Annotated in this window: 14 protein-coding genes; 9 read left to right on the top strand and 5 right to left on the bottom strand. The window is 68.6% G+C overall.

What is annotated here, in order from left to right; all coding sequences use genetic code 11:
- Position 1: 1 nt before the first annotated feature.
- From ASD67_RS16215 to guaB, 3 genes are all read right to left on the bottom strand, one after another.
- Complete coding sequence (locus ASD67_RS16215; protein WP_056349518.1) at positions 2-517, bottom strand: tetratricopeptide repeat protein; 516 nt, start codon at positions 515-517, stop codon at positions 2-4.
- Between the two features lie 35 nt (positions 518-552).
- Positions 553-1740, bottom strand: a complete 1188-nt coding sequence (locus tag ASD67_RS16210; protein ID WP_056349514.1) for an RsmB/NOP family class I SAM-dependent RNA methyltransferase — start codon at positions 1738-1740, stop codon at positions 553-555.
- 113 nt (positions 1741-1853) lie between these two features.
- Entirely contained in the window at positions 1854-3311 is a 1458-nt protein-coding gene (gene guaB, locus ASD67_RS16205; RefSeq protein ID WP_056349511.1) for an IMP dehydrogenase, read from the bottom strand.
- Positions 3312-3574: 263 nt separating this feature from the next.
- On the opposite strand from guaB, the gene ASD67_RS16200 reads away from it, so the two are divergent.
- Complete coding sequence (locus ASD67_RS16200; protein WP_056349508.1) at positions 3575-5170, top strand: acyl-CoA dehydrogenase family protein; 1596 nt, start codon at positions 3575-3577, stop codon at positions 5168-5170.
- A 1-nt stretch (position 5171) separates the two neighbouring features.
- Positions 5172-6419 (top strand): MFS transporter, encoded by a 1248-nt coding sequence (locus ASD67_RS16195; protein ID WP_056349506.1) that lies wholly within the window; start codon positions 5172-5174, stop codon positions 6417-6419.
- Here the strand turns inward: ASD67_RS16195 and ASD67_RS16190 are convergent.
- Both ASD67_RS16190 and ASD67_RS16185 read right to left on the bottom strand, forming a co-directional pair.
- Positions 6416-7624, bottom strand: coding sequence for an acyl-CoA dehydrogenase family protein (locus tag ASD67_RS16190; RefSeq protein ID WP_056349503.1), 1209 nt, complete (start codon positions 7622-7624; stop codon positions 6416-6418). The genes ASD67_RS16195 and ASD67_RS16190 overlap by 4 nt on opposite strands.
- A 175-nt stretch (positions 7625-7799) precedes the next feature.
- Entirely contained in the window at positions 7800-8612 is an 813-nt protein-coding gene (locus ASD67_RS16185; RefSeq protein ID WP_056349501.1) for a flagellin N-terminal helical domain-containing protein, read from the bottom strand.
- A 243-nt stretch (positions 8613-8855) separates the two neighbouring features.
- Between ASD67_RS16185 and fliE the strand changes: the two genes are divergently transcribed.
- The 7 genes from fliE to ASD67_RS16150 are packed head-to-tail and all read left to right on the top strand — an operon-like array spanning position 8856 to position 15449.
- A complete protein-coding gene (gene fliE / locus ASD67_RS16180; protein ID WP_056349498.1) occupies positions 8856-9197 on the top strand; it encodes a flagellar hook-basal body complex protein FliE in 342 nt (113 codons plus the stop codon).
- Between the two features lie 4 nt (positions 9198-9201).
- Complete coding sequence (fliF, locus tag ASD67_RS16175) at positions 9202-10851, top strand: flagellar basal-body MS-ring/collar protein FliF (RefSeq protein ID WP_056349495.1); 1650 nt, start codon at positions 9202-9204, stop codon at positions 10849-10851.
- Positions 10844-11878 carry a flagellar motor switch protein FliG gene (locus ASD67_RS16170; RefSeq protein ID WP_056349492.1) on the top strand — a complete coding sequence of 345 codons (1035 nt, stop codon included), beginning with the start codon at positions 10844-10846 and terminating at the stop codon, positions 11876-11878. Before fliF ends, ASD67_RS16170 begins: the two co-directional genes overlap by 8 nt.
- On the top strand, positions 11871-12467 hold the full coding sequence (locus tag ASD67_RS16165; RefSeq protein ID WP_056349487.1) for a FliH/SctL family protein: 597 nt from the start codon (positions 11871-11873) through the stop codon (positions 12465-12467). Before ASD67_RS16170 ends, ASD67_RS16165 begins: the two co-directional genes overlap by 8 nt.
- Positions 12464-13795, top strand: a complete 1332-nt coding sequence (locus ASD67_RS16160; RefSeq protein WP_056349485.1) for a FliI/YscN family ATPase — start codon at positions 12464-12466, stop codon at positions 13793-13795. The genes ASD67_RS16165 and ASD67_RS16160 overlap by 4 nt, the downstream gene beginning before the upstream one ends.
- Complete coding sequence (locus ASD67_RS16155) at positions 13792-14238, top strand: hypothetical protein (protein ID WP_056349480.1); 447 nt, start codon at positions 13792-13794, stop codon at positions 14236-14238. Before ASD67_RS16160 ends, ASD67_RS16155 begins: the two co-directional genes overlap by 4 nt.
- A complete protein-coding gene (locus ASD67_RS16150) occupies positions 14238-15449 on the top strand; it encodes a flagellar hook-length control protein FliK (protein ID WP_162248599.1) in 1212 nt (403 codons plus the stop codon). Before ASD67_RS16155 ends, ASD67_RS16150 begins: the two co-directional genes overlap by 1 nt.
- The last annotated feature ends 8 nt before the right edge of the window (positions 15450-15457 follow it).

Below are 15457 nucleotides of genomic sequence, written 5' to 3'. Positions count from 1 at the left end.
ATCAATTCTGGCTGGTCGTGACCACCGTCTTGGGGATCAGCGCTTCGGCCGCGACCACGCGCTTCTCCGCGCTCGCACCGATCGTCTTTTCGAGCGCGGCGACCTGCGGGCATTTTTCGGCGCAGAGGCGCTTCGCCTCGGCGAGCTTTTCGCGCGCGAGTTCGAGCGCGCCCTTGTCGGCGAGCGCTTCGCCCTGCCCGGTCAGCGCGACGATGTCGGTGGGTTCGAGCAGCAAAGCCTCGCGATAGAGGCCGATCGCCTTGCCCGGCAGACCCTGCGCGCGCGCGACCTGCGCCAGTGCGATGATCGCGCTGCGGTTGCGCGGATCGGCGGCGAGCGCCGATTCATAAAAATCGGTGGCGGCGACGAGATCGCCCGAATGCTGCGCCTTCACACCCTGTTCCTGCAGTCCGATCGAGACCGGCAGGATGTCGTTGTCGGCCCGCTGCGCGTCGGACGCCGTCGGCAGGCTGGCAAGGACAAGACCCGCGCCGAGGGCCAGGAAACTGATGCGCATCGCATTCTCCCATCGCTTCATTGAAGGCGAGGCTATCACGGAGCCGTCAATCGGGCGAGGAAAAATCCGTCGCAACCGTCATGCGCCGGAGTCAGCAGGAAACCGCCGCCCGCGGCGCGCCCGACGCCCGTCGGGAGATAGTCCGTGTCGGCCGTCCAGCCGGGATGGCGGGTCAAAAAGTCGTCCACCTGGGCGCGCCCCTCGCGTGCGATGATCGAGCACACCGCATAGAGGAGTTTGCCGCCCGGCGCCACCAGATCGGCACCGAGTGCCAATAGCTTCGCCTGCTCGGCGACATGGCGGTCGAGCCGTGCGGGGGTGGAGCGCCAACGCAGTTCGGGACTGCGACGCCAGGTGCCGCTGCCCGAACAGGGGGCGTCGACGATGACGCGGTCGGCCTTGCCCATGCGATCGGCGAGCATCGCGCGTTCCTGCCCCGGATTGAGCAGCAGCGTTTCGATGCGCGTCGCGCCGGCGCGGTTGGCGCGCGGCGGCAGTTGCTGGAGCCGCGCGCGGTTGGTGTCGCAGGCGAGAATCGCGGCCTCGTCATTGATCGCCGAGGCGATGGCGAGGGTCTTGCCGCCCGCGCCGGCGCACAGGTCGACGATGACGTGCCCCGCTTCGGCGGCGAGCGCGACCGCCGCCAGCTGGCTCGCGGCGTCCTGCACCTCGAACTGCCCCTCGGCATAGGCCGAATGCTGGACCGCGGCGGTTTCGCCGGGCAGGCGCCAGCCGTCGGCGAGGCCGGCGATCGCTTCGCCGTCGGGGAAGATCCGTGCCAGTTCGTCGCGGCTCGAGCGCAGCCGGTTGGCGCGCAGGTCGAGCGGGGCGCGGGCGAGCATCGCCGCACGCTCGGCCTTGCCGACGAGCGGGTCGAACAGCTTGAGCAGCGCGGGCGTGGCGAGCCCGGTTTCGGCGCGCGGTTCGTCGGCGGTGATGACGGCGGGGCCGTATGCGGCGCCGTCGAACAGCGCGGCGAGTTCGGCGTCGGCATCGGCGAGCGCGAGCATCGCGGCGCGGCCCGATACGGGCGCCGACCGCACGCCGCGGATCGCGTCATAAACATGGTTGCGGATCGCGCGGCGGTCCTTCGACCCCGCGTAGCGGCGCGCGCGCATCGCCTCGGCGAAGATCGCGTCGGCGGGCGGGCCGCCGTCGCGCGCGGCGGCGGCGATGGCGTCGAGGATTTCGATCGCGGTGTGGACGCGTGCAGCGGGGGTCATGGGTTCAACCTTTCCTCCCCGTCATTGCGAGGAGCGAAGCGACGAAGCGATCCAGCGTTGCACAAGGCCGCTCTGGATTGCTTCGCTACGTTCGCAATGACGGACGGGCAAATTTACCCGACCGGATAATTCGGTGCTTCGCGGGTGATCGCGACGTCGTGGACATGGCTTTCGCGCAGGCCGGCGTTGGTGATGCGCACGAACTTCGCCCGTTCGCGCAAATCCTTGAGGGTGCGGCTGCCGGTATAGCCCATCGCCGCCTTCACGCCACCGACGAGTTGGTGGATCACGTCCTTCGCGGGACCCTTGAACGGCACCTGGCCCTCGATCCCCTCGGGGACGAGCTTCATCTGGTCCTTGATGTCCTGCTGGAAATAGCGGTCGGCCGAGCCACGCGCCATCGCGCCGACGCTGCCCATGCCGCGATAGCTTTTGTAGGTCCGGCCCTGGAACAGGAAGGTTTCGCCGGGCGCCTCGGCGGTGCCCGCGAGCAGCGAGCCGACCATGACACTCGACGCGCCCGCCGCGAGCGCCTTGGCGATGTCGCCCGAGGTACGCAGGCCGCCGTCGGCAATGACGGGGACGCCCAATTTCGACGCCGCTTCGACGCTGTCGAGAATCGCGGTGAGCTGCGGCACGCCGACGCCGGCGACGACGCGGGTGGTGCAGATCGAGCCGGGGCCGATGCCGACCTTCACCCCGTCGGCGCCCGCGTCGATCAGCGCCCTGGTCGCGTCGCCGGTCGCGACATTGCCTGCGAGGATCTGGACGCGATTCGACAGTTTCTTGATCTTCTCGACGGTCTGCGCGACCATCCTGCTGTGGCCGTGCGCGGTGTCGACGACGATCAGGTCGCATTCGGCCTCGAGCAGCGCCTCGGCGCGTTCGATGCCGCTATCGCCGGTGTTGGTCGCGGCCGCGACGCGCAGCCGGCCGGTGCCGTCCTTGGTCGCGTCGGGGAAGTTGACCGCCTTTTCCATATCCTTGACGGTGATCAGCCCGATGCAGCGATAGTCGTCATCGACGACGAGCAATTTTTCGATGCGGCGCTGGTGGAGCAGCTTGCGCGCCTCGTCCTGCCCGACCCCGGGACGCACGGTGGCGAGATTGTCGGCGGTCATCAGTTCGCGCACCGGCTGGCCGGGATTGTCGGCGAAGCGCACGTCGCGGTGGGTGAGGATACCGACAAGCCGCCCGCCGGTCTCGACCACCGGGATGCCCGAAATCTTGTGCTGATCCATCAGCGCGGTCGCATAGGAGAGCGGCGCGTCGGGGGTGATAGTGATCGGGTTGACGATCATGCCGCTTTCGAAGCGCTTCACCTGGCGCACCGCCGCCGCCTGTTCCTCGATCGTCAGATTGCGGTGGAGGACGCCGATGCCGCCGATCTGCGCCATGAGAATGGCCATATCGGCCTCGGTCACCGTATCCATCGCCGAGGACAGGATCGGGATGTTGAGGCTGATCTCGCTGGTCAGCTGGGTCGACAGCACCGCGTCGGAGGGCAGGATTTCGGAGGGACCCGGCACCAGCAGCACGTCGTCGAAGGTCAGGCCGGTGATGATTTCCATGGGAGCCACTTTCTGCTTTTGGCGGCGCCTGCTCCCGTTGGCGGGGCGGCACGCGCGAGTCGATTGGTGGCGGCCCATGTAACCAGTCGGCCCCGCGCGCGCCAGTGGGAGAAGGCGATTATTTCGCGGCGGAGCAGGTCGCGCTTTGGCCGGTATCGCGAGCCAAGGCGGGGCGGCGTCGCATTTGGAAGATAGTATACTAACTGAGGGTTGCAGAGCGCCCTCGTTCGGTGCATCGCCGCCGCGACGAATGGGATGATGGAATGAGCAATTACGGGCAGGCGCTCAGCGCCGCACAGGACTATCGCGGCGCCGCGCAGGCGGCGCTCGCCGCACGGTTGCAAGACACGGCTATCGACAGCGAACAGCGCGCGGCGCACGGGTTCGCATGGGTCGCGACGACGGTGGCGGCGCTCGAGGCGACGCTCGGCTGGCTCGAAGCCGGCGGCGGTGCCAACCCCCTCGATGCGAAAATCGCGGCCCTCGCCTTCGCCGAAGGCATCGGCCAGCTCGTCGGCGGACTGCCGATGGGACAGAATGAGATATTTCGTCCCGCCGACCTTGGCCTGACCGCCGCGGCCGCCAGGCTCGCCGCCGCGTGCGCCCCTCTGCTCGACGCCGACCATGCAGCAACGCGCGCCGAAGTGGCGGCGGCGCTCGCCGGCGGCCAATGGCCGAGCGAGACGCTTCACGACGCCGACCTCGACGCGATCCGCGAGCAATATCGGCGTTTCACCGACAGCGAGATCGTCCCGCACGCGCATGGCTGGCACCTTGCCAACGCACTAATTCCCGATGGGACGGTGCAGGCAATGGCCGACCTCGGCACCTTCGGCGTCTGCATTCCCGAGGAATTTGGCGGGCTGGGACTCGGCAAGCTGGTGATGTGCATCGTCACCGAGGAATTGTCGCGCGGCTGGATCGGCACCGGGTCGCTCGGCACACGATCGGAGATCGCGGGCGAACTGATCGTGCTCGGCGGCACCGATGCGCAAAAGGCCGACTGGCTGCCGCGCATCGCGAGCGGCGAGGTCTTGCCGACCGCGGTGTTCACCGAACCCGATGTCGGATCGGACCTGGGATCGTTGCAGACGCGCGCACGCCGCGATGCGGACGGCGACTGGGCGATCGACGGGGCGAAGAACTGGATCACCCATGCCGCGCGGTCGGACATGATGACGCTGCTCGCGCGTACCCTGCCCGATGCCAAAGGCTATGCCGGGCTGTCGATGCTGCTCGTTCCCAAGCCGCGCGGCAGCGAAGAGACGCCCTTCCCCGCCGCCGGCATGAGCGGCAGCGAGATCGAGGTGCTCGGCTATCGCGGGATGCGCGAATATGCGCTGCAATTCGACGCGATGCGCGCGCCCGCCGACGCGCTGCTCGGCGGCGAGGAAGGTCAGGGGTTCAAACAATTGATGCGCACCTTCGAAGGCGCGCGCATCCAGACCGCCGCGCGTGCGGTGGGCGTCGCGCGCCGCGCGCTCGAACTCGGGCTCGACTATGCGACGACGCGCAAGCAGTTCGGCAAGGCGATTCTCCATTTCCCGCGCGTGTCGGACAAGCTGGCGATGAGCCTCGTCGACTTCGTCACCGCGCGCGAACTCTCCTATGCCGCCGCGCGCGCCAAAGACGGCGGCAAGCGCTGCGACATCGAAGCGGGCATGGCCAAGCTGCTCGGCGCGCGCGCGGCCTGGTCGAACGCCGATGCGAGCCTGCAGATTCACGGCGGCAACGGCTATGCGATGGAATATGAGATTAGCCGCGTCTTGTGCGACGCGCGCATCCTCAACATTTTCGAGGGCGCGGCGGAGATCCAGGCGCAAGTGATCGCGCGCGGGCTGGTCGGGGGCCGCAATTAAGATGGCCGACGGGAGCGAGCCTCGCCCCGCCCCCGTCTCGCCGCTCGCCCCCTTTCAATTCCCCGCTTTCCGCGCGATCTGGATCGCCAATCTCGCGTCGAACATGGGGTCGATGATCCAGTCGGTCGGTGCGGCCTGGCTGATGACCGAGCTGACCCAGTCGCACCTACTGATCGCGCTGGTCAACGCGGGGGCGACGATCCCGATCCTGCTGATCGGGGTGTTCGCAGGGGCGATCGCAGACAATTACGACCGGCGTCGGGTGATGCTGTGGGCGCAGGCGGGGATGCTCGCCGCCTCGGCGGCGCTTGCCGCGGTCACATGGTTCGGCACAATCGGACCGCTGTCGCTGCTCTTCTTCACCCTTGCGGTCGGCTGCGGCACCGCGGTCAATTCGCCCGCTTGGCAGGCCTCGGTGCGCCAGCAGGTCGGGCACGCGCATCTGCCGCAGGCGATCGCGCTCAACAGCATCGCCTTCAACCTCGCGCGCAGCGTCGGCCCGGCGCTCGGCGGGCTGCTCATTTCGCTCACCGGGCCGGCTCCGGCTTTCGCGCTCAACACGCTAAGCTATCTGGCGCTGATCGTCGTGCTGCTGCGCTGGAAGCCCGAAACCGAGCCGCCGAAGCGCAGCCCGATGCTCGCCGCGATCGCGACAGGACTGCGCTTCTGCGCGCAGTCCGACCCGGTGCGCCGTGTGCTGATGCGCGGCTTTTCGTTCGGCTTCGGCGCGGCGGCCTTTCAGGCGCTGCTCCCCTCGCTCGTCCGCGACCAGCTCAGGGGCGGCGAACTCGACTACGGCCTCTGCCTCGGCGCCTTCGGGCTGGGGTCGATCATCTGCGCCCTATGGGTCGGTGCGGCGCGGCGGCGCTGGGGCAGCGAGATCGTCGTCAGTGTCGCAACGCTGGCCTTTGCGGCGGCGCTGATCCCGGTCGCGCTGACCGATCAGGTCGGCGCGGTGCTCGCCGCAGCCTTCATTGCCGGCATGGCGTGGGTCGGCACTTTGACCTCGCTCAACGTCGCGATGCAATTGCGCTCGCCCGACGCGATCCTCGGGCGCTGCCTGTCGATCTATCAGGCGGTGACCTTCGGCGCGCTGGCGCTCGGGGCGTGGGTCTTCGGGATGATCGCCGACCTGTGGACGCTGCCCGCCGCCGTGCTGGCCGGCGGCGGCTGGCTGGCGCTGTCGGTGCCGATCCTCCACGCCGTCGCCCCGATGCCGGGGCGCGACGAAGGGCGGATCGCGCCTTAAGCCTGCGCGTTTTTCCAGTCGCGCTTGATCTTCTTGGCGAGGCTCCATTTGTGGACTTCGGTGGGGCCGTCATAAATGCGGAAGGCGCGGACTTCGCGGAACACCTGTTCGACGATCGTCTTGTCGGTCACCCCGGTGCCGCCCATGACCTGGACGCAGCGGTCGGCGATGCGCATCAGCGCCTCCGACACCGCGACCTTCGCCATCGAGCTTTCGGCGGTGCCGAGGTCGCCAGTGTCGAGCACTTCGGCGCACCAGCGGATCATCAGTTCGGCCTGCTTGAGGTCGATCAGATTCTCGGCGAGCATGAAGCCGACGCCTTCATGGTCGATCAGCGGCTTGCCGAAGGCGGTGCGGCGATTGGCGTAGTCGCTCGCGATCTCGTGCGCGCGCTGGCAGGCGCCGTGCCAGCGCATGCAATGCGACAGGCGCGCGGGGGACAGGCGGATCTGGGCATATTTGAACCCCTCGCCCGCCTCGCCGAGCATCTGGTCGGCGGGGACGCGCAGGTTGTCGATGACGACGGTCGCGTGACCGCCGGGCATCGAGCTGTCGATCGTGTTCGGCACATGCTCGATGCGGATCGCGGGGTCGGGCAGATCGACGAGGAACATGCAGGCGCCGCCGCCCGCGGCGACATCCTCGGCCTTAGCCATGACGATGCCGACCTTGGCGCCATCGGCGCCGGTGATGAAGCATTTGCGGCCGTTGATCACCCAGTGGTTGCCGTCCATGCGGCAGGTCGTCTTCATCATCGAGGGGTCGGAGCCCGCGCCGCCCTCTTCGGCGGGTTCGGTCATGAAGAAGGCCGAGCGGGCCTGGCCCTGCACGAGTTGGTCTAGGAAGCGCGCCTTGAGCTCGGGGCTGCCGACCTTGCCGAGCAGATACATATTGCCCTCGTCGGGGGCGGCGGTGTTGCACGCGAGCGGGCCGAGCGGCGACAGGCCCGATTTCTGGAGCACATAAGCCGTCTCGACCTGGGTCAGATGGTCGCCGTCGGCAAGGATATGCGGGGTGAGCACACCGGCGGCGCGCGCTTTCGCCTTGAGTTCGTCTACGAGGTCGTCGGTCGGGGCGCCATGATGGTCGCGGCGCGGGTCGCTTTCATAGGGGGCGACGACGGTGCGGACGAAGGTTTCGACGCGGGCGCCGATGTCGAGCGCGCGATCCGAGACGGTCGCGGCGGCGGCTTGCTGATGGCTCATTTCTGGCTCCCCAATATGATCGGGGACCCGTTGGATCATTTGCGCGGCGGGGGCAAGCGCTTCGCGAGCGAAGCGCTCAAAACAGTGAACGCCCCGGCCGTGGGGGGCCGGGGCGTTCGATCAGGCTAATTAAGGGACCAACCAAATATAGCCTGAGTCTCGGTTACTCTGTGTCTTAGCGCAGCAGGTTCATGACGCCCTGCTGGCTCTGGTTCGCCTGGGCGAGCATCGCGGTCGATGCCTGGGCCAGGATGCCGGCCGCCGCGAGCTTCGTCGATTCCGCCGAGAAGTCGGTGTCTTCGATGCGCGACTTCGAGTCCGCCAGATTCACGACGGTCGACGTCAAATTGTCGACAGTGGCTTCGAGGCGGTTCTGCTGGGCACCCAGGTTGGCGCGTTCGGTGGCGACCGTCTGGATCGCGGTGTCGAGCGTGGCGAGCGCACCCGACGCACCGGCGGCGGTCGAGAAGTCGAGGCCGTCGACGCCGAGACCGGCCGACTGCATGTCGGCGATGGTGATGTTCACGACTTCGCCGTCGTTCAGACCGGTCTGGATGTCGAGGTCGGCGGTGCCGTCGAGCAGCGCGGTGCCGTTGAAGGTGGTGCGCGTAGCAACGTCGTCGATCTGCGCGATCAGCGCCGTGACTTCGGTCTGGATCGCTTCACGGTCGTCGTCGCCCAGCGTGCCGGTCGAAGCCTGGACGGCCAGTTCACGCATACGGACGAGCATGTTCGAAATGCCGCCCATCGCGCCTTCAGCCGTCTGCGAGGCCGAGATGCCGTCGTTCGAGTTGCGGATCGCCTGGTTCAGGCCGCGGACGTTGGCGTCCATGCGGGTGGCGATGGCGAGGCCGGCGGCGTCGTCCTTGGCGCTGTTGATGCGCTTGCCGCTCGACAGGCGTTCCATCGCCTCCGACTGCATGCGACCCGCAACGCGCGAGTTGTTCTGGGCGCGAAGCGCGCTCACGTTGGTGTTGATAACAGTCATATGTTCCCTTTCCGGCCCCCCAAGGGCCATTCCCGTGGTGTAAGGCTCGGTGAGCTTCACGATTGCAGTAACGGCGGGACGCGGCGGGGCTTAAGCGAGGCGCGTCAAAAAAACGCCGGACAGGGTTAATTCGCGCGCCACCCCCGCATTAATCCTATGTTTTCCTGAGATAAAAATTTTTGGCACGCGCTTTGCATTGTTCTTGGCGTGCGGCGCGATGCCGCCTCGAGGACGGATGAGATTATGAGCACGATTGACCAGAGCCGGCTGCTGCAGATGCGCAGTTCGATCCTCAATCAGAACCAGGCGCTGCAACGCGCTGCGGGCCGCGGTGCGGCCGGCGGCGTCGACGGCGCCGAGGCCGCGCCCGATTTCGGATCGGCGATCACCGCCGCGCTGCAGCAGGTCAACGGCCAGCAGGCGAAGGCGAGCGAGCTCAGCGAAGCCTATGAGCGCGGCGACACCCACGACATCGTCAGCGTGATGATCGAGCGGCAGAAAGCCTCGCTCGGCTTCGAGACGACGTTGCAGGTGCGCAACAAGCTGCTCTCCGCGTACCGCGACATCATGAACATGCCGGTCTGATCCGATGGCCGAAGCCCAGATCCTCACCCCCGTCGACGACGGCAGCGCGAACCGCCTGCCCGTCCCCGTCATGGGCGGCCGCCTGGCCCCCGTGCAGCAGTTCATTCGCCAGCCCGCCGTCCAGCGCGCGCTGCCCGCGATCGCCACCACCGCCGCGATCGGGATCGCCGCGCTCGCCTATTTCGCGACCGCCGCGGCGCCGCAGACCCAATTGTTCGCCGGCCTGGCCGACGCCGACAAGTCCGCGGTCGCCGACGCGCTCACCGCGCAGGGCATCGGCCACACGATCGACCCGGCCACCGGCGCGCTCACCGTCGACGCCGACAAACTCCACGCCGCGCGCATCGCGCTCGCCGGTCAAGGCCTGCCCAAGGCCTCGGCCGACGGCAGCGAGATGATCGGCGCGCTGCCGATGGGCGCGAGCCGCGCGATCGAAGGCGAAACGCTGCGCGGCGCCCGCGAAGCCGACCTCGCCCGCACGATCGAGGCGATCGACGCGGTCAAGGGGGCGCGCGTCCATATCGCCGCCGCCGAACCCAGCCTGTTCGTCCGCGAGGACAAGCCCGCGACCGCGTCGGTGATGCTGACGCTGCAGAACGGCCGCACGCTCAGCGACGGCCAGGTCCAGGCGATCCGCTTCCTCGTCGCCTCGTCGGTCCCCGGCATGAACGCCGAACAGGTGTCGGTGATCGATCAGCGCGGCGCGCTGCTGTCGGACTCGGCGACGTCGAGCGACATGCAGGCGTTCCAGCTCCAGACCCAGATGGAAGACCGTTTCCGCCGCGCCCTCGACAGCCTGCTCGGACCGATGCTCGGCGCCGGCAATTACAGCGTCGAAGTCCATGCCGACGTCGACATGTCCGAAAGCCAGGCGACACGCGAAAGCTTTCCCGAAAACGACCGCGCGCTGCGCAGCGAGCAGGTCATCCGTTCGGTCAGCGGCCAGGGCAATGCCCCCGCCGTCGGCATCCCCGGCGCCTTGTCGAACCAGCCGCCGCCGGCCTCGACGCTCAATCAGACGCCGACGGGCGCCGCCCCAGCGACGACCGAAACCCAGAGCAACGAAAACGCCCAGCGGGCCTATGAAGTCGGCCGCGAGATTTCGGTGACGCATCGCCCGCAGGGCCAGCTTCGCCGCGTGTCGGTCGCGGTCGCGCTCAACCAAGGTAGCAAGGCGCTGAGCCAGGGCGACCTCGCCAAGATCGACAACCTGGTCAAGGGTGCGATCGGATTCGATGCGACGCGCGGCGATCAGGTCGCGATCGGCCAGCGTCCGTTCGCCAAGATCGAAGACGCCAGCCCGGCCTTTTACGAACAGGGCTGGTTCATGCCGCTGGTCAAGCAGGTCGGCGCGGTACTCGCCGCGATCCTCGCCTTCTTCTTCATCGGCCGCCCGCTGATCCGCTCGGCGAAGGCCAGGGCGGCGGCGCGCGCCGAACGCGATGCCGCGCTGGAGGAATCGCTGATGGCGAGCGCCGCCAACCAGTCCGCGCTGGGCGCCCCGCGCGCCGGCCGCGAAATCACCCTCGAAATGATCGAGGCGGCGCCGAGCTATGAAGCGCGCGCCAACCTCGTCCGCGAATTCGTCCGCCAGGATTCGGCCCGTGCCGCGATCGTCGTGCGCCAGCTGATGCAGGAGGGCGCCCGTGCCTGAACTCGACACCGCGATCGGAACCGCACCCGCCAAGCCCGCCGTCGAGGGTTCGGCCGCCGCCGCGATCCTGCTGATGCTGCTCGACGAGAGCGACGCCGCGACGATCCTGAAGCACCTCGATCCCGATGAAGTGCGCCAGCTTGCCAAGGGCATGTTCGACGCCGCCAACGCCAATGAAGGACAGATCGAGCATGCGCTCGACCGCTTCGTGATGCGCAGCCGCGACGTCAGCGCGTTCAGCGTCGGCGCAGACACGCGCATCCGTACCGTCATCAACCAGGCCGTCGGCAACGTCCGCGCCGACAATATCCTCGCCGCCGTCGCGCCGCAGTCGAGCGCCGCGTCGCTCGAAATGCTGCGCTGGATGGACATGGACGCGATCAGCGGGCTGCTCGCCAGCGAACATCCGCAGGTCGGCGCGCTGATCCTGTCGGTGCTTGTCCCCGACATCGCCGCGCGTGCGATCGAAACGCTCGACGAAGGGCTGCAGGCCGACCTGGTGCTGCGCGCCGCGCAGCTGACCTCGGTCCCCGCGGCGGCGATCGAGGATCTGGAATCGGTGCTCGCCTCCGCCAATGTCGGCGGCCAGCGCGTCGCCAAGCAGCCGATCGGTGGCCCGAGCGACGTCGCCCGGATCATGAAGAAAATGTCGAAATCGGCCAGCGAGCGGACGATCCGCAATCTGAAAAAGGCCGACCGCCAGCTTGCCCAGACGATCGAGGAGGAAATGTTCATCTTCGAAAACCTGCGCGACCTCGATCTCAAGAGCCTCGGCACGATCCTGCGCGGCGTCGACGCGGCGCAGCTGTCGATCGCGCTCAAGGGCGCCGACGACGATATGGTCGACCTGTGCCTGTCGACGATGTCGCAGCGCGCGTCGGAAACGATCCGCGACGAAATGGCCGAGATGACGATGGTCAAGCGCAGCGACGTCGACGACGCACAAAAGAGCATCATGCAGATCGTGCGCCAGATGGCGGCATCGGGCGAAATCATGATCGCGGGTGCGGGCGACGATTATGTCTGACCAGAGCTTCGCCCCCACCCCGCTCGCGCAGATCATGGCGCGCGACACCGGCTTTCGTCCGCTGTCGTTCGACCCGGCCGCGCGTGCCCGCGAAGCCGTGGCTGCCGCAGAACCGGTCGAGGTTGAGCCGGGCGAAGATCCCTTCGCCACGGGCCTCGCCGAAGGTCAGCGCCTTGCCGAGGCGGGCTTCGCGGTCGAACGCGAACAATTGCTCGCGCTGGTCGCGGGCGCCCAGGCGCTGCAGGACGAACCCAGCGAGGAACTGGCGCAGATGATCGCGGAGACCGTCGAGCGGCTGGTCCGCCAGATCGTCGCCGACGCGCCGATCGATGCCGAGTGGCTGAAGGAACAAGCCGAAACCGCCGCCGCGCTGGTCGCCGAATGCGACAAGGCGCGCACCCTTTGGGTGCACCCCCAGGACGCCGCGCTGCTGATGGACTGCGCGCTTACGCTGCCGATCTCCGCCGACGCGGCGATGGTCCGCGGTACCGTCCGCATCGAAACTTCGGGCGGCTGGATCGAGCATGGCCGCGCCGTCTATCTGAATGAACTCCGCGCCGCGCTCGGCGGCGAAAGCGGTGCCGCATGACCCGCCGCATGGCCATGACCGCGCAGCAATTGCTCGCCCCCGTCGACCTCGGCAAGGCGAGCCCGCGCCGCATCGGCACGCTTGTCGCGCACGAAGGCATCATGCTCGAGGTGTCCGGTTTCCCGCAGCCTTTGGGCAGCAACGTCCGCATCAAGTCGGCGGACAACGACTATGTCTATGGCGAAGTGGTCGGCTTTCGCGGCCACCGCAGCCTCGTCCTCCCCTTCGACATGAACAAGCCGCTGGTCACCGGCGCGCCGGTCGAACCGCATGGCGCCTCGTCGATGGTCCCCGTCGGCAAGGCTTTGCTCGGCCGCATCATGGACGCGCAGGGCAATCCGCTCGACGGCCGCCCGCCGGTCAAGTCGCAATTCCTGTGGCCGCTCGCCGGGCGCAAGGTCAATCCGCTGCGCCGCGGCCGCGTGACCAAGGCCCTCAACATGGGCGTGCGCGCGATCAACGGGCTGCTCACCGTCGGCGAAGGCCAGCGCGTCGCGATCATCGCGGGTTCGGGCGTCGGCAAATCGGTGCTGATGGGCCAGATGATCGCCGGCACCGAATGCGACGTCATCGTCGTCGGCCTGATCGGCGAGCGCAGCCGCGAAGTCAGCGACTTCGTCGAAACCAAGCTGCCCCCCGAGGTCCGCAAGAAATCGGTCGTCGTCGCGGTTCCCGCCGACCATCCGCCGCTGCTCCGCCTGCGCGCCGCGATGCGCGCCACCGCGATCGCCGAGGCGTTTCGCGACGAGGGCAAGAAGGTGCTGCTGCTGATCGACAGCCTGACCCGCGTCGCGCATGCGCAGCGCGAGATCGGCCTGACGCTGGGCGAACCGCCGACGATGAAGGGCTATCCGCCCTCGGTCTTCGCGCTGATCCCCTCTTTGTGCGAACGCGCCGGCATCGACAAGGAAACCGGCGGGTCGGTCACCGCGCTCTACACCGTGCTCGCCGACGGCGGCGACATCGACGACCCTGTCGTCGACAGCGCCCGCGCCATCGTCGACGGCCATATCATCCTGTCGCGCACCATGGCCGAACAGGGCGTCTATCCCGCGATCGACGTCGCCCGCTCGCTGTCGCGGACGATGGTCGACTCGGTCGATGCCGAGCACAGCGCCGCCGCTGCACGCTTCCGCCAGCTGTGGTCGGCGTATGAAGAGAACCGCGACCTGATGCTGATGGGCGCCTATGTCGCCGGCGGCGATCCGGTGCTCGATGAAGCCATCGCCCGCCGCGCCGACCAGCTCGCCTATGTGTCGCAGCCGGCCAAGGCCCAGGTCGATTTTCAAACCTCCCGCCAGTCACTCGTTGAAGGATATATTGCATGACCTCTCGCACCGCGCGCCGCAAACGGATCATCCGCGTTCGTGGCGTCGAGCATCAGATGGCCGAAGCCAATCTGGCGCGGGCCACCAACGAACTGGCGAACCTGGTCGAGCTGTCGAAGCGGCTCGAAACGCTGCGCAGCGACCTCGCCATGGCGAAGGGCGCAGTGGCCGGGCGCGCGCTCAACACGATCGGCGAACTCGGCATGCGACTCGACATGGCGAAGGAAAATCTTGCCGCCCCGATGGTGAGCGCCAGCGCCCGCCGCGACCAGATGGGGGCGCTCGCGCAGCGCGCCATGGTCAAGGAAGAATCGGCGGTTCGCCTGTACGAACGCGGCCGCAAGTCGGCCGAGCAGGAAATGGAACGCCGCAGCGACGCCAACCGCCCGCACCGCGCACGCGGCGGCATGCGGCTGCGCCTGATCGACGGCGGCGTCGCATGATGGCCACCTTGCCGCAGACCTCTACCCCGGCACTGCCCTCGCTGCTCGCGGCGCTCGCCCCGGCGCAGGCTGTCGGCACGGGCGAAGGCGGCGCATTCGAGCAACTCGTCGCGCAGCAGGCGCCGAGCGCGGCTGTCGTGACCGCCCCGGTCCTGTCGGCCGTCCCCGCCGCCGGGGCTCCGGCCCCGCTCGCGGTGGTCGATGCACCGAGCGCCCAGCCCACGCCCGTCGTCGCCGCTCCCGGCAAGCCCGCGCGCCCGATCGCCGCCGAACCCGAGCTCGCCGACGCCGACGAAACCAGCGGCGAGGTCCCGGCACCGACCGCCGACGCCCGCCCCGCCACCGACAAGGCGGTGGTCGCGGCGAACGAATTGCTTGCGACGCTCGCCCACTTCACCGCCGCCGCTCCCAAGCCGGCGATTGCCAAGCCGGTCGCCGGAGCCAAGGGCGAAAGCGAAACCGGCGAAGAGGCTGAAGCCGTCACCGACGCCGCACCGGTCGCCACGATGCTGCCGGCGCAACCGGCGGTCGAGACCCGCGCCGCCGCCAAGCCCGCAGTCGAAACGGCCCCGGTCGCGCCGCGCCGCGACGAGACGCCCACGCTGCCGATGGCCGCGCCCAAGGCGCGCGACGCCGCGCCGGTCCCGGTCGCCGCTTCCGCCGCCGAACCGCAGGCCGTAAGGCCCGCCGCCGAACCGTCGATGACCGTGCTCTTCGCCCAACCCGCGACGCAGGCCGGCGCGGTCGCCGAAGCCGCCAAGCCCGCCGTCATCGCCGAGCGCGTGCTCGACCTGACCAGCGACGATGCCTGGATCGAACAGCTCGCGTCGGACATCGCCGCGACCAAATCGGCGGCGAACGAGGTCAGTTTCCGCCTGATGCCGCGCCACCTCGGCCGGCTCGACGTGTCGATGATGATGGGCGACGACGGCGTGTCGCTGAAGCTCGACACCCAGCATGAAGCGACCGCGACCATCGTCACCGCGGCGCAGGTCCGCCTCGTCGACGACCTCCGCCAGCAGGGCGTGCGCGTCGCCGAGACGCAGGTGACCCACACGCCGACCGACGCCGGACGCCAGTCGCAACAGGGCCAGGGTCGCAGCCCGGCGCAGGACGCGGCGCATCTGATCGAAACCGCCACCGCGCACGACGCGCCCCCCGAAACCCGTGACCAAGAGCGCGGCGGCGACCGCCGCAGCCGCTTCGCCTGACGAGGAAC

Origin of the sequence: Sphingopyxis sp. Root1497, assembly GCF_001427085.1 — a bacterium.
In the GTDB taxonomy this organism is placed as follows: domain Bacteria; phylum Pseudomonadota; class Alphaproteobacteria; order Sphingomonadales; family Sphingomonadaceae; genus Sphingopyxis.
This window is presented reverse-complemented; position numbering and strand designations above follow the sequence as displayed.